The sequence below is a fragment of the Micromonospora sp. NPDC049274 genome, assembly GCF_040678875.1.
In the GTDB taxonomy this organism is placed as follows: domain Bacteria; phylum Actinomycetota; class Actinomycetes; order Mycobacteriales; family Micromonosporaceae; genus Micromonospora.
Window position 1 is genome coordinate 16,575 of record NZ_JBFAQS010000030.1, and the last position, 12,993, is coordinate 29,567.

Consider the following 12,993-nt stretch of genomic DNA (forward strand, 5'->3'; position numbering starts at 1 on the left):
CGCTCAGGGCCGCCGGTCGAGGTCGCGCAGCGCCGCGTCGGCGAGGGTGACCAGGCCGACCGGCGACACGAGGCCCCGCACGATCCGGGCCGCCGTCGCGCGATCGTCGGGGCTGCTGGCGCGATCCAGCGCCTGGCGGGTCCAGTCGCTGAGGTCGTCGAGCGCACGAACGGCGAGGAACCAGGCCAGCCGAGCCGCGTCGATGTCGGGAGCGCCGTACCCGGCGCGCACGTTCCTCTCCTGCGCGGGGGTGATCGGCGCAAAGGCGAGCACGCCGCCCACGACGAACATCAGGTCGCACTCGGGCGGGGCGAGCACCGCGTCGTCCCAGTCGACCAACCAGACCTGGCCGTCCGGGCCGAGCAGCAGATTGCCCAGGTGGGGGTCGCCGTGGCAGATCACCGCCGGGCCCGACCGGCCGGCGGCCAGCCGTTCGACACCCCGGAGCACAGTGGACACCCGGTCGGCGACCGAGGCCCAGGTGGCCGCCAACTCGGCGACCAACGGATCGCCGGACTCGATCCGGTCGCGAAGCCGCCCGGCCATGTCGCGGGTCGCGGCCACGATCGAGGGGTACGCCTCACCGCCGGCCGGCAGCGTACGCGCCAGCTCGTCGGTCACCGGTACCGCGTGCACGGCTGCCAACATCTCGCCGTAAGCACGCCAGTGCGCCTCGGTCATCGGGCCGTCGAGTGCCCGCTGGTCGGAGACCCACGGCACCACGGCGAGCCGGCGCCCGTCGCGCTCAGGGAACAGACGCCCGTCGCGGGTACGCAGCGGCGCCGCGATACCCGGCACGCCCCGCGCCGCCAGGTGCGCGGTCACGATCGGGCCGGCCGAGGTGCCGCCACCGCTGAGCTTGACCGCATACCGGGCGCCGTCGGGTGTCCGGGCCCGCCACAGCCTGGCGTACCGGCCCGTACCGTGGCTCACCTCGTCCAGAGCGGTGAGGTCGATACCGAAGTCCGCACGGACCCACGCGACCACCTGACGCGACACGTCGGCCATCATGCGTGCACCCTGCCACCGGCCCCGGGATGTGTCGCCTCCTTTGTTGGCGTGATTCGGGCCGGTGCCCGGGTATGAGGGGGCAGATCAGCGCTCTGCCCGACGGCCGGAAGGAACAGACATGGCGAGCATCCGCGCGCTCGTACTCAACTGCACCCTGAAACCGTCGCCGGCCCCGTCCAGCTCGGAACAGCTCGGCCGGGAGGTGCTGGCCGAGCTGGCCGCGCAGGGGGTGGACGGCGAACTGGTCCGGGTCGTCGACCACGACGTTCGCTTCGGCGTGTCGATCGACGAGGGACACGGCGACGGATGGCCTATGATCCGCGCCAAGCTGCTGGCGGCCCAGGTGCTCATCATCGCCACACCGATCTGGCTCGGACAGCCGGCGAGCGTCTGCAAGATGGTCCTCGAACGCCTCGACGCCGAACTCTCCGAGACCGACGCCGAGGGCCGACTCCTGACCTACGGCAAGGTGGCCGGTGTCGCGGTCGTCGGCAACGAGGACGGCGCCCACCACACCATCGGTCAGGTGCAGCAGGCGCTCAACGAGGTCGGTTTCACCTGCCCCGCCGCCGCTGCCACCTACTGGGTCGGCGAGGCGCTGCACACGGTGGACTACCGCGACGTCGGCCCCAAGCCGGACACCACCGGCCGCACCACGAAGGCACTGGCGCTCAACTGCGCGCACCTGGCCCGATTGCTGGCCGAGCAGCCGTACCCCCCGCCGGACGCGCGCAGCGCCGCGGTCGGCCCGAGCCGCGAACCGGCCTGACCGTCGGCTTCACAGGGGTACGGTCAGCGCCAGCCGTAGTTGGCGCGCAGCGCCTGCCCGACCCGGTCGAACCGGGGCCGGTCCAGCACGGCGCCCTCGCGGCGGATGCTGTCCTCGCGCATGGTGAGCACGCGGTCCAGTCGGACCCAGCTCGGCCGATTGTCGCGATCCCACTCGCCGGGGCCGAGCGCGAACCAGTGCCGCTGCCCGTCCCGCTCGCTCTGGCTGGACAGCATCAGCCCGAACAACGTCCGGCTGTGCCGCCCGACCACCAGCACCGGGCGGTCCTTGCCCTGGCGGGGGTCATCCTCGTACGGCACCCAGGTCCAGACGATCTCGCCGGGATCGGCCTGGCCGTCCCGCTCGGGCGCGTAGGTCAGCTCCCGACGCTGCAACGCGCTCACCTGACGGGGACGAGCCACCCGCGCGGGGGCCGGCCCGGTACGCCGGGACGACGGGATGACCGCGCCCACCCGGGAGATGCGTTGCGCCACGTTCCTCAACAGACCAGCCACGGCGGGCAGCCTACCGGCCCTGGCGCGGACCGCCGGAGTCGGCGCACTGCGGCAGACTGGCCCGATGGACGAACTACCCGACGACCTGCCGATCCTTGAGCGGCGCGCGGTGCGCGTGGTGGTCCTCGACGACACCGACCGGGTGCTGCTGTTCCACACCCGCGACCCGGACCATCCGCGGCTGGGCACGTGGTGGGAGCTGCCCGGCGGCGGCATGGACCCCGGTGAGACGTACCGCGACACGGCCGTGCGGGAGCTGCGCGAGGAGACCGGCATCGTGGTCACCGTCGACGAGGTGGGCGCGCCGACCTGGCGACGCCGGGCCAGTTTCCTGCACCGCCAACTGCGCCACGTCCAGGACGAGGTGATCGTCGCCGTACGGCTGACCGGGCCGGGCCCGGACGTCGACGAGGCGGACCGGCTCGACTACGAGCGCGAGGACTACTTCGGCTTCCGCTGGTGGCCGCTGGCGGAGATGGTGGCCAGCCGGCAACGGTTCTACCCCGGGCAGCTCCCCCGGCTGGTCACGCCCTTCCTGGCCGGCGAGGAGATCGACGAGCCGTTCGAGCTGTGGTCCTGAGTCGCGGCGGCGAGGATGCCGGAGCGGAGCGCGGCGGGCAGAGTGGGGGCATGACGACCGACCTGCACGGGCCGCTGGCCGCGTACGCCGAGCGGCTGCACGCCACGATCGGGGACCGGCACCACGTCGCCTCCCCGCTCGGTGCCTGGCTGCTGCTCGCCCTCAGCGCGGCGACGGCCGACGCCGACCCGGCGACCGGACCGGAACCGGCGATCGACCCCACGGCGGCCACCGTCCTGGCGGCCGCGACCGGGCCGGAACCGCCGACCGGTGGACTGGCGGACGCGCTGGGCACGGACCTGGCCCGCGCGGCGGCGGTTGCCCGCACGCTGCTCGACGCGCCGCATCCGCTTGTCGCTTCGGCCACCGCGCTCTGGCTCCGGTCGGGCCACCTCACCGGCGAGCCGGCCGGTTGGCGGGCCGCGCTGCCCACGGCGACCGAGGTCGGGACGCTCCCCGACCAGGCCGGGTTGGACGCGTGGGCACGCGAGCACACCGACGGCCTGATCGAGACGTTTCCCCTGAAGGTCCACCCGGACGTCGTGTTCGCCCTCGCCAGTGCCCTCGCGACCCGGATCTCCTGGGCGCAGCCGTTCGAGGTCACCGACGCCCGCGCGCTGGGCCCCGCCAGCGCATGGGCGCGCGACCTACGGCGAGCACTGCGCAGCCCGAGCCACGGGCACCAGGGCGCGATCGTCACGACCGCACGGGCCGGCGACGTGATCGTGCACGCCGCACCGGCCCAGGCGACCGACGGCGCGGGACTGGTGGTGCTCTCGGTGGCCGCCGCACCGCACGTCCCGCCGGCCGATGTGCTGGCCGCCGCGTACGACCTCAGCGCCGGCGCGGCCGACGGCGCGCGACCGGCCGGACGGCGCTCGCTGTTCGACCTGCCGCTGGGCGAGACCGCGCTGTGGACGCTGCGGGAGGAGCGGGTCCGGACCCGCGCCCGTGACGGCCGCGAGGAACGGCACAGCGCGGTGCTCCCCTGCTGGTCGGCCCGCAGCGAGCACGACCTGACCGCCGAGTCGCTGGGCTTCCCGGCGGCCACGGCGGCGCTGGCCACGGCGCTCGCCCAGCCGGTGCAGGGCTTCGAGGCGCGGCAGGTGGCGATGGCCAGGTACGGCCGGTACGGCTTCGAGGCGGCGGCGGTGACAGGCATGTTCGGCACGGTCAGCCTGCCGCCGGAGGGTGTCGCCCGCACGGCCGAGTTGCGCTTCGGCCACCCGTACGCCGTGGTGGCCGTCGCGACCGACACCAGAGCCGACGGCGCCACCGCACCGTGGCACGGGGTGCCGGTCTTCTCCGCGTGGGTCGCCGAGCCGGAGGACCTGCCCGACGCCGACGCCTAGTTGCCCGTCGCAGGCTTGATCAACTCCGGTTCCTGGAAATCGGGGTATCCGCGTTTCGGGATGCCCCCATTTCCAGGAAGGCGAGTGGACCTTGGTGGCCTGGAGCGCGGACGGCGGCGTGGGCGCGGGTCAGGGTGTGAACGGGTCGGGCAGGGTGGGCGAACCGGTCGAGGCGCCGCCATGGTCGTCGCGGGGCAGTCGCGCGACCATCTCCCGGAACTCCCGTACGGTCACCGCCTCCCGCAGGGTCGCGAAGACCGCTCCGGTGCCGGCCCGTGCCGTTGCCTGGTCCACCCCGGCGCGCTGGCCCACCCGGCGCAGGAACTCCGCCGACCCGGCGTCCCCCGGCGTCGTCGCGGCAGGCCCACCGATCTCGAGGCCCACACCGGTGTCGAGCCCGTCGACGCCGGTGACCGGATCGGGAACCGGGTCCGAGGACGAGCCAGCCAGCTCCGCAGGCAGGCCAGCCAGGTCCCCGGGCAGCCCAACCGGGTCCGCAGGCAGCCCAACCGGGTCCGCAGGCCAACCCGCCACACCCGCAGGCAGGCCCGCCGGGCTCGCGGGCGGGTTCGGCGCCGCGCCGTCCAGGTAGCCGTCGACCTCGTCCGGAAGGTGTTCGGTGAGATCGTCCGGCGGGCCACCGGTTACTCGGTCGGCCATCGTCTGGAGCACCGCGCGGGCGAGAGCGGCGGCCTGCTCGGTCGGTAGGCCGGACCGTCGGGACACCGCGTCGATGAAGTGCGGAAACCCGTCGCCGCCCGCGCTGTCGGTCACGCCGCGCGCTTACCCCGGGCCGCCGACGCCAAACGACGCGGCCAGCACGGCAGCCCAGCCACCAGCACGGCCATCGGCACCACGGGACGGAACATCCCTCAGCGCAGCAGGTCCGCGTCCCGCAGGTGGTCGAAGATGAGCTGGTCGACCGGGGAGGTCCGGTGCCGTTCGGCGTACCCGAGCCAGGCCATCTCGGCGATCTCGCTGGCCGGCCGCAACCGCCCCCGGTAGCCGGCGCGGTAGCAGGTCATCCGCACGGTGATCCCGGTCGCGTGTCCGTGCGCCTGCGCGCTGAACGTGCCCAGGTGCACCGCATCCCGCACGTCCACCTCGACGCTCAACTCCTCGTCGATCTCCCGGCGCAGCGTCTCCAGGTCGCTCTCCCCCGGCTCGCGCTTGCCGCCGGGCAGGTACCACACGTCCTTGCCCTGTGACCGGGTGCTCAGCACCCGCCCGTCCTCGATGAGGATCCAGGCCACCTTGTCGATCTCGCGCACGCCACCCCTCCCCGCCGCCAGGACCGGGCACGCTACCAGCCGACGGACCGCTCAGGGCGCCGGCTCGTCGACGAGCAGGTCGAGCAGCAGCGCGGCGGTCCAGCCGAACGCCGGTGAGCCCAGCCCGACGCCGGTGTCGGGGTGGAAGTACTCGTGGCATCCCGCGCCGGCGACCAGGTCGATCATCGAGCGGCGCAGGCCGGACGCCAGTTCAGGGTGGCCGTGGGTCAGCAGGCCGTGCCGCACCAGCCAGCCGATGTTCAGCCAGCTCGGCCCGCGCCAGTAGCGCAGCGGTTCGAAGTCGGGCGCGGTGCGGTCGTAGGTGGGCAGCGGCCGGTCCATCCACCGGGCCACTCCGAAGCGCGGCGACCGGGCCTCGGCGACAAGCGCGTCGGCCTGCCGGGCGGGCAGGCCGGGCAGGATCAGGGGTGCGAGCCCGAGCACGGTACGCGCGCCGACGAGCCGATCGGTGCGCAGGTCGCGGGGCTGGAACGTGCCCGTGCGGGGGTCGTACAGCCGGCGTACCAACGCCTCGGTGACGCGGTCCGCGCGGGCCCGGTGCGCGGCGGGGTCGGCGCCGGTCAGCGCGGCGATCTCGGCCAGCGCGTGCTCGGCCGCCCCGAACGCCGCGTTGAACAGCGGGCACTCCACCAGGAACGGATGGCCGTCGGCCAGGTCGCGGTCGGCGTAGCCGTGGTCGCGGTAGGCCGCGACGATCGCCAGGTAGCGCGCGTAGTCCAGGTCCGTGGGGCGGTGCGCGGCGTCGGCGTGCGCGGTGTCGTGCCGACGGTACGCGCGCATGACCGCCGCCTCGGCGTCGACAGCAGCCATCGGCTCGTCCCAGGCGGGGCTGTTGTCCAGACCGGACTCCCAGGGGTGGACGACGCACACCAGGCCGTTGCCGGCGACGTCCCGCCGCTCGGCCAGGTACCGCTGCTGGGCGACAAGCGCCGGGTAGAGCCGACGCAGCGCGGCCAGCCCGGCCGGATCGGGTGCCCGCCGGTACGCCAGCAGCGCGGCGAGCGCGTGCACCGGCGGCTGGACCAGGCCGGAGGTGTCCACCGCCGGCGTGCCCTCGACGTCGGCGGAGCGCCACAGCTGCGGGCCGGGGAAGTACGCGCCGACGCGCAGCGCCGGGTTGAACACGATGTGCGGCACCCGCCCGTCGGCCCACTGCGCCCGGAACAGGCTCGCCAACTCCTGCCAGGCCCGCTCGGGACGCACGTGGGCCCACCCGAGGGCGATGAACGCGGAGTCCCAGCTCCACTGGTGCGGATAGAGGGTGCGCGACGGGACGGTGTGGTCGTGTTCCCAGTTGGCGTCGAGGGTGGCGACGGCGAGCCGACGCAGCCCGGCCAGCTCGGTGGACCCGCCGGTGCGGGTGGGGACGGCGCCGGCGGTCATGCGGCGGCCCGCCGGGGCAGCGCGTGCCGCAGCACCGCCGCGGCCTGTTGCAGGGCACGGACCGGGTCGCCGCGCAGCCGGCACTCGAGGGCCAGCCAGCCGCGGTAGTCCAGCTCGAGCAGGGTCCGTACGAGCGCCGGCCAGTCCAGGTGACCGGTGCCCGGCTGGTACCTGTTGGAGTCGCTCACCTGCACGTGCCCGAGGTACGGAGCGGCGGCGCGCAGCGCCCTGTGCACGTCGTCCTCCTCGATGTTCATGTGGAAGGTGTCGGCGACGACCCGCACCGAGGGCAGCCCGAGCGCGGCGCAGAGGGCGACCGCCTCGTCGAGCCGGTTGACCATGTGGTCCTCGTACCTGTTGAGGGGTTCGAGGAAGAGGGTGACCCCCTCGGCGCGGGCGTGCTCGCCCAGCGCGCCGAGGGCGTCGAGGAGCACCTGGCGGTCGCCGGCCGGCGGGCGTGGCGGCTCGAACGGCGGCAGCCGCCGGGAGAACATGCCCCACGCGGCCGGGGTCATCGCTCCGACGCCACCCAGCTCGGCGATGACCGAGAGCTGTGAGCGCAGGTTGCGGACGGCGTCGGCGGACCGGCCGGGGTCGAAGTCGCCGATGAAGTGGTCCATCTCGACGCAGACGGTGGGCATCACCACCCCGGCGGCGCGGGCGCGGCGCAGCTCGGGCAGGCGGTCGGCGAACGCGAGGTTCCCGCGGCCGCGCAGCTCGATGCCCTGGTAGCCGAGCGCGGTGGCGAGGGCGTACTTCTGGATCAGGTTGGTGCCCGGCAGGAGTTGTTCCTGGCAGGCCAGCGCGATGGTGGTCATCTAGAACCTCAACACCACTTGGAGGACGTCACCGGCGCCGCGGTCGAGCAGCGCGAGGGCGTCGGCGACCGCGCTGGCGTCGACGATGTGGCTGACCAGCGGCAACGGGTCGACGCTGTGCTCGGCCACCAGCTCCATGAAGGTCTGCGCGACCCGGTCTCCGGTCCACCGGCCGGCCATACCCGGCGCGGGGGTGGGTCCGGAGACCTGGGCGGCCACCAACTGGATGCGGTTGTGGTGGAACTCCTCGCCGAGGCCGAGCGCGTCGGCCTGGCCCTGGTAGAAGCCCGCGGCCACGACCCGGCCGGCGTGTGCGGTGGAGCGGATCGCCTCGTGCAGCGCCGGGTACGCCCCGGACAACTCCAGGCAGACGTCCGCGCCCCGGCCGCCGGTGAGGTCACGCAGCACGGTGGCCGCGGACTGGGTCGCGACGTCCACCGTGGACCGCGCGCCGTAGTGGGTGGCGTGGGCCAGCCGGGCGGGAACCCGGTCGACGGCCACCACCCGGGCGCCGGAGAGCGCGGCGAGCCGGGTGGCGAGCAGCCCGATGACGCCCTGCCCGAAGACGCCGACCCAGTCACCCAGGTGCAGGTCACCGGCGAGCACGGCGGTCAGCGCTATGGCGCCGGGCCGGGCGAAGACCGCGGCGAGCGGGTCCAGGTCGGCGGGGAGCGGCCAGACCGCCCCGGCGGCGAGGACCGCCTCGGCCCGGTGCCCCCAGATGCCCCACACGAGCTGCCCCGGATGCCTGTCGACGACCTCGGGCGCCACCTCGACGACCTCGCCGACCTCCTCGTAGCCGAAGCCGATCAGCGGGTAGGGCACCGGGGTCTGGCGGGGGACGAACATCCGGGCGGCGTCGTCCCAGTCCTTACGGAGTCGAGGGTTGCTGCCCCGGTAGAGGGTCAGCTCGGTGCCGGCGGAGATGCCCGAGTAGCAGGTGCGGACCCGGACCTGGCCGGGGCCGAGCGGATCCGGCGGGCAGGGCTCGAGGCTGATCCGTCGAGGCCCGGCGAGAGAGACAACCCAGTTGCCCATGTGTCACATCCCGGTAGCACTGGGCTCCAGGATAGACACAAAATCGCAATATGTCTTGTTATTGATCAATCGAACGTGTTGAATCCGTCATGTACCCTTCGAGAGGAGTGCCACCGATGTCAGCACCTCCGAGGCGGATACTCGCCACCACCCTGATCATGACACTGGCAGCGTCCACCCTGCTGGCCTGCGGGGACGACCAATCAGACAGCAACAGCAAAAAGATCACCGTTTGGAGCCTGGAGGACGTCGCCGACCGCGTCACCGCGACCAAGGCGATCATCGCGGACTTCACCGCGAAGACCGGAATCCAGGTCGACCTCGTGACAGTCAACGAGGACCAGTTCCCCTCCCTGATCGCCGCCAACGCCGCCGCCGGCGACCTGCCCGACGTGGTCGGCTCGGTCTCCCTGGCCGGCATCCGTACGCTCGCCGGCAACGAGCTGCTGCACGCCTCGGCGAACGCGGAGGTCGTCGACAAGCTGGGCCGGCAGACGTTCTCGCCCCGAGCATTGGAGCTGACCTCCGACGACGGCAAACAGCTCTCCGTGCCCAGCGACGGGTGGGGGCAGCTGCTCGTCTACCGCAAGGACCTGTTCGCCGCCGCCGGCCTGCCCGCCCCCGACACGTACGAGCGGATCACCACCGCGGCGGCGAAGCTGAACACCGGCGGCGTCGCCGGCATCACCGCGGCGACCTCCCCCAGCGACGTGTTCACCCAGCAGACCTTCGAGCACCTGGCACTTGCCAACGGCTGCCAACTCACCGACGACTCCGGCGGGGTCACCCTCGACTCGCCGCAGTGCGTCGAGGCGTTCCGCTTCTACGGCGACCTGATCCGCACCAGCTCGGTGAAGGGTGCACAGGACGTGGACACCACGCGGGCCACCTACTTCGCGGGCAAGGCGGCGATGGTGGTCTGGTCGCCGTTCATCCTCGACGAGCTGGCCGGGCTGCGTAACGACGCCAAGCCGACCTGCCCGCAGTGCCAGGCCGACCCGACGTTCCTGGCCAAGAACAGCGGGTTCGTCACCGCGATCAAGGGCCCCAACGGCACCGAACCCGCGCAGTACGGCGAGATCAGCTCGTGGGCCGTGCTGGACGGCGCGGTGGCCGACCCGGCGAAGTCCTTCGTGGAGTACATGCTCGGCGACGGCTACCCGCGCTGGTTCGGCATGTCCCCGGAGGGCCGCTTCCCGGTGCGCAAGGGCACCCCGGCCGAGCCGGAGGCGTTCCTCACCGCATGGAACACCAGCCAGGCCGGTGTGGACGCCAAGAAACCCCTCTCCGACGTGTACGGCGAGGAGGTCCTGGCCACCCTGCGCAGCAGCCCGGACACGTTCCAGCGGTGGGGGCTCAGTCAGGGGCAGGGCAAGCTGGTCGGCGCCATGCTCGGCGAGCTGCCGGTGCCCAAGGTGCTGGGCGACCTCGTGTCCGGCAAGTCCGACGCGGCGGCCGCAGCCGGCCGGGCCAAGAAGGACGTCGAGGCGATCAAGGCGGGCGTCAATTGACCACCACCGCCCCCGACACCGGCCGCTCCCCCACCGAGGAGCGGCCGGAGCCGCCCCGCCGCCGACCACTGACCCTGCGCCGTCGCGAGTCCCGTGCCGGGCTGGCGCTTGTCGCGCCGACCCTGCTCGTCACCATCGCGGTCATCGGCATCCCGATCGTGTGGACCGTGGTGCTCGCCTTCCAGCGGGTCCGGCTGGCAACCCTGCGCAAGACCGGGCTGTTCGGCGAGTTCACCATGAGCAACATCGACCGGGTGCTGCACACCCCGGGCTTCGCCGACACGCTGTGGGTCACGCTGCTCTACAGCGTCGGCGGCACCGTCGGGTCGATCGCGCTCGGTCTGGTCGCCGCCCTCGTGGTGCGCCGGCCGTTCCGCGGTCGCACGCTGGTGCGGGCGTCCATGCTGCTGCCGTACGTGGCGCCGGTGGTCGCGGTCACCTTCGTCTGGCAGGTGATGCTCGACCCGCAGCTCGGCATCGTCAACCACTGGGGGCAGCGCCTGCTGGGCTGGGACGCGCCGGTGCCGTTCCTCACCCAGGAGTCGACGGCGCTGGCCACCGTCATCGTGTTCGAGGCGTGGCGTTACTTCCCGTTCGCGTTCCTGTTCCTGCTGGCCCGGCTCCAGGCGGTGCCCGGCGAGCTGGAGGAGGCAGCCCGCGTCGACGGCGCCACGCCCACCCAGCGGTTCCGGCACATCCTGCTGCCGCAGCTACTTCCGGTGATCGCCCTGCTGGGGGTGCTGCGCTTCATCATGACGTTCAACAAGTTCGACGACGTCTACCTGCTCACCGGCGGGGCCGCCGGTACCGAGGTGGTGAGCGTCCGGGTGTACGAGTTCCTCACCGCCCGTACCGACATCGGCGCGGCGGCCGCCCAGGCGGTCGTGCTGGCCGTGGTGCTCATCGTCTTCGTGCTGATCTATCTGCGCTTCTTCGGACGGAGGGTGAGCTGATGGACCGGGACATGGTCGAGACGGTGAGCCTGCGCTGGCTGCGCCGCCTGGTGATCGCCGCGTTCCTGGTGGTCACCGTCTTCCCCTTCTACTACATGCTCGTGCTCTCGGTGCGCCCCATCGAGCGGCTGCTGCTCGACCCGGGCTCGCTTGTCGTCGGCTTCGGCGAGCTGACCGTGGCCACGTACGCCGAGGTGCTCAAGGCCACCGACGACGGCGGCCAGGGTTTCCTCACGTTCATCCGCAACAGCGGCCTCGTCGCGGTCGCCGCGACAGTGCTCACGCTGCTCGTCGCGATCCCCGGCGCGTACGCCGTGGCCCGGCTGCGGTTCTTCGGCCGGCGGCAGGTCGACTTCCTGTTCCTGGCCGTCTACCTGTTCCCGTCGATCGTCATCGCGATCCCGCTGTTCGTGGTCTTCAGCCTCGCCGGGCTGCGGGGCTCGCTGTTCGGCCTGGTGCTGGTCTACATCTCGCAGACGCTGCCGGTGTCGGTCTACATGCTGAAGAACTACTTCGAGACCATCCCGGTCAGCCTCGAGGAGTCGGCGGCCATCGACGGGGCCGGTCGACTCGGCATCATCCGGCGCGTCAGCCTGCCTCTCGCCATGCCATCGATCATGGCGGTCGCGCTCTACGACTTCATGATCGCCTGGAACGAGTTCCTCTTCGCCCTGCTGTTCCTGGTCGACAAGCCGGACCGGTGGACGGTGTCGCTGGGGTTGTCGCTGCTCTCCGACGGTGTGGAGGTGCCCAAGACGGTGCTGATGGCCGGGTCGGTCGTCCTCACCCTGCCCATCGTGATCCTCTTCTTCGCCAGCGAGCGACTCCTCACCGAGGGCCTGACCAGCGGCGCGGAGAAGGGCTGAGCGAGGGCGTACGGGCGCTGGGCGGCGTGACGCCGCTCAGCGCCCGCCCACCGTTTCCTGATCGTTGGCAGCGGAGCGAGTCGACACGCCGAGCACCGCCCCGGCGAGCTGCCACCGATCGGTGCGCCTGCCGGACCGGCCCGTCGCGCCCCGACCGGTCCGGTTACGGTGGCCGTATGGCCAACCCGACCCGCTGGGCGACCGACACCGGTCCGGAGCACTCGCAGTGGTACATCGACCGGTTTCGCAAGCTCGCCGCCGAGGGAGCGGACCTGGCCGGCGAGGCCCGGCTGGTCGACACGCTCGTCGCGCCCGGTTCGCGGATCCTCGACGCCGGCAGCGGCACCGGTCGGGTGGGCGCGGCGCTGGCCCAGCGGGGTCACACAGTGGTCGGGGTCGACGCCGATCCCGCGCTGGTGGAGGCCGCCCGCGCCGATTACCCCGGCCCGCGCTGGCTGGTCGCCGACCTGGCCGAACTGGACCTACCGACGCTCGGCGAGGCGGAGCCGTTCGACGCGGCAGTCCTCGCCGGCAACGTACTCGCCTTCGTCGCCGCCGGCACCGAGCCGGAGGTGCTGCGCCGACTCGCCGTGCACCTGCGCCCCGACGGGGTGCTGGCCGTGGGCTTCGGCACCGAACGCGGTTACCCGCTGACCGCGTTCGACGACGACGCGGTCGCCGCCGGGCTGCGCCTGGAGCACCGCTTCGCCACCTGGGACCTGCGGCCGTGGCGCGACGACGCCCCGTTCGCGGTCAGCCTCCTGCGCCGCCCGGCCACCTGACCCCCGACCGGCGGAGAGCCCGGCCGACCGCCGCCCGCGCCTCGGGCCGGAGGCCCGGCCCAGCGCCGCCCGCGCGGCGCGCCGCGAGCAGACGACACCCGATTGACAGGCGGCCGGGCGCAC

The 12,993-nt window shown here is 73.1% G+C and carries 14 protein-coding genes; 7 read left to right on the forward strand and 7 right to left on the reverse strand.

Features of this window, described 5'->3' with window-relative positions; all coding sequences use genetic code 11:
• Window positions 1-3: 3 nt before the first annotated feature.
• A complete protein-coding gene (locus AB0K10_RS32390; protein ID WP_363689906.1) occupies window positions 4-1,011 on the reverse strand; it encodes a phosphotransferase in 1,008 nt (335 codons plus the stop codon).
• Window positions 1,012-1,129: 118 nt separating this feature from the next.
• On the opposite strand from AB0K10_RS32390, the gene AB0K10_RS32395 reads away from it, so the two are divergent.
• Window positions 1,130-1,780: an NAD(P)H-dependent oxidoreductase gene (locus tag AB0K10_RS32395; RefSeq protein ID WP_363689908.1), complete on the forward strand. Its 651-nt coding sequence runs from the start codon at window positions 1,130-1,132 to the stop codon at window positions 1,778-1,780.
• Window positions 1,781-1,803: 23 nt separating this feature from the next.
• On the opposite strand, the gene AB0K10_RS32400 is transcribed toward AB0K10_RS32395, so the two are convergent.
• Entirely contained in the window at window positions 1,804-2,295 is a 492-nt protein-coding gene (locus tag AB0K10_RS32400; protein ID WP_363689910.1) for a type II toxin-antitoxin system PemK/MazF family toxin, read from the reverse strand.
• 64 nt (window positions 2,296-2,359) lie between these two features.
• Between AB0K10_RS32400 and AB0K10_RS32405 the strand changes: the two genes are divergently transcribed.
• Window positions 2,360-2,875, forward strand: coding sequence for an NUDIX domain-containing protein (locus AB0K10_RS32405; RefSeq protein WP_363689912.1), 516 nt, complete (start codon window positions 2,360-2,362; stop codon window positions 2,873-2,875).
• Window positions 2,876-2,925: 50 nt separating this feature from the next.
• Complete coding sequence (locus AB0K10_RS32410; RefSeq protein WP_363689914.1) at window positions 2,926-4,227, forward strand: hypothetical protein; 1,302 nt, start codon at window positions 2,926-2,928, stop codon at window positions 4,225-4,227.
• 129 nt (window positions 4,228-4,356) lie between these two features.
• Here the strand turns inward: AB0K10_RS32410 and AB0K10_RS32415 are convergent, their stop codons facing one another.
• The 5 genes from AB0K10_RS32415 to AB0K10_RS32435 form a co-directional block, all read right to left on the reverse strand.
• Window positions 4,357-5,001 (reverse strand): DUF2267 domain-containing protein, encoded by a 645-nt coding sequence (locus AB0K10_RS32415; protein ID WP_363689916.1) that lies wholly within the window; start codon window positions 4,999-5,001, stop codon window positions 4,357-4,359.
• Window positions 5,002-5,099: 98 nt separating this feature from the next.
• The gene (locus AB0K10_RS32420; protein ID WP_363689918.1) at window positions 5,100-5,498 is read right to left on the reverse strand and encodes an NUDIX domain-containing protein; all 399 of its coding nucleotides are present in this window, start codon (window positions 5,496-5,498) and stop codon (window positions 5,100-5,102) included.
• Between the two features lie 51 nt (window positions 5,499-5,549).
• Window positions 5,550-6,902, reverse strand: coding sequence for a hypothetical protein (locus AB0K10_RS32425; RefSeq protein WP_363689920.1), 1,353 nt, complete (start codon window positions 6,900-6,902; stop codon window positions 5,550-5,552).
• Window positions 6,899-7,720 carry a sugar phosphate isomerase/epimerase family protein gene (locus AB0K10_RS32430; protein ID WP_363689922.1) on the reverse strand — a complete coding sequence of 274 codons (822 nt, stop codon included), beginning with the start codon at window positions 7,718-7,720 and terminating at the stop codon, window positions 6,899-6,901. The genes AB0K10_RS32425 and AB0K10_RS32430 overlap by 4 nt, the downstream gene beginning before the upstream one ends.
• A complete protein-coding gene (locus tag AB0K10_RS32435) occupies window positions 7,721-8,758 on the reverse strand; it encodes a zinc-binding alcohol dehydrogenase (RefSeq protein ID WP_363689924.1) in 1,038 nt (345 codons plus the stop codon).
• Window positions 8,759-8,874: 116 nt separating this feature from the next.
• On the opposite strand from AB0K10_RS32435, the gene AB0K10_RS32440 reads away from it, so the two are divergent.
• The 4 genes from AB0K10_RS32440 (at window position 8,875) to AB0K10_RS32455 (ending at window position 12,870) form a co-directional block, all read left to right on the forward strand.
• Window positions 8,875-10,269 (forward strand): extracellular solute-binding protein, encoded by a 1,395-nt coding sequence (locus tag AB0K10_RS32440; protein WP_363689926.1) that lies wholly within the window; start codon window positions 8,875-8,877, stop codon window positions 10,267-10,269.
• On the forward strand, window positions 10,266-11,222 hold the full coding sequence (locus AB0K10_RS32445; protein ID WP_363689928.1) for a sugar ABC transporter permease: 957 nt from the start codon (window positions 10,266-10,268) through the stop codon (window positions 11,220-11,222). The genes AB0K10_RS32440 and AB0K10_RS32445 overlap by 4 nt, the downstream gene beginning before the upstream one ends.
• The gene (locus AB0K10_RS32450) at window positions 11,222-12,088 is read left to right on the forward strand and encodes a carbohydrate ABC transporter permease (RefSeq protein ID WP_363689930.1); all 867 of its coding nucleotides are present in this window, start codon (window positions 11,222-11,224) and stop codon (window positions 12,086-12,088) included. Before AB0K10_RS32445 ends, AB0K10_RS32450 begins: the two co-directional genes overlap by 1 nt.
• A gap of 176 nt (window positions 12,089-12,264) precedes the next feature.
• On the forward strand, window positions 12,265-12,870 hold the full coding sequence (locus tag AB0K10_RS32455; protein WP_363689932.1) for a class I SAM-dependent methyltransferase: 606 nt from the start codon (window positions 12,265-12,267) through the stop codon (window positions 12,868-12,870).
• The last annotated feature ends 123 nt before the right edge of the window (window positions 12,871-12,993 follow it).

Excerpts from the sequence above, each read along its gene's own strand:
- AB0K10_RS32390 (WP_363689906.1), bottom strand. The coding sequence starts at position 1,011 with ATGATGGCCGACGTGTCGCGTCAGGTGGTCGCGTGGGTCCGTGCGGAC.
- AB0K10_RS32395 (WP_363689908.1), top strand. The coding sequence starts at position 1,130 with ATGGCGAGCATCCGCGCGCTCGTACTCAACTGCACCCTGAAACCGTCG.
- AB0K10_RS32405 (WP_363689912.1), top strand. The coding sequence starts at position 2,360 with ATGGACGAACTACCCGACGACCTGCCGATCCTTGAGCGGCGCGCGGTG.
- AB0K10_RS32410 (WP_363689914.1), top strand. The coding sequence starts at position 2,926 with ATGACGACCGACCTGCACGGGCCGCTGGCCGCGTACGCCGAGCGGCTG.
- AB0K10_RS32425 (WP_363689920.1), bottom strand. The coding sequence starts at position 6,902 with ATGACCGCCGGCGCCGTCCCCACCCGCACCGGCGGGTCCACCGAGCTG.
- AB0K10_RS32430 (WP_363689922.1), bottom strand. The coding sequence starts at position 7,720 with ATGACCACCATCGCGCTGGCCTGCCAGGAACAACTCCTGCCGGGCACC.
- AB0K10_RS32435 (WP_363689924.1), bottom strand. The coding sequence starts at position 8,758 with ATGGGCAACTGGGTTGTCTCTCTCGCCGGGCCTCGACGGATCAGCCTC.
- AB0K10_RS32440 (WP_363689926.1), top strand. The coding sequence starts at position 8,875 with ATGTCAGCACCTCCGAGGCGGATACTCGCCACCACCCTGATCATGACA.
- AB0K10_RS32450 (WP_363689930.1), top strand. The coding sequence starts at position 11,222 with ATGGACCGGGACATGGTCGAGACGGTGAGCCTGCGCTGGCTGCGCCGC.
- AB0K10_RS32455 (WP_363689932.1), top strand. The coding sequence starts at position 12,265 with ATGGCCAACCCGACCCGCTGGGCGACCGACACCGGTCCGGAGCACTCG.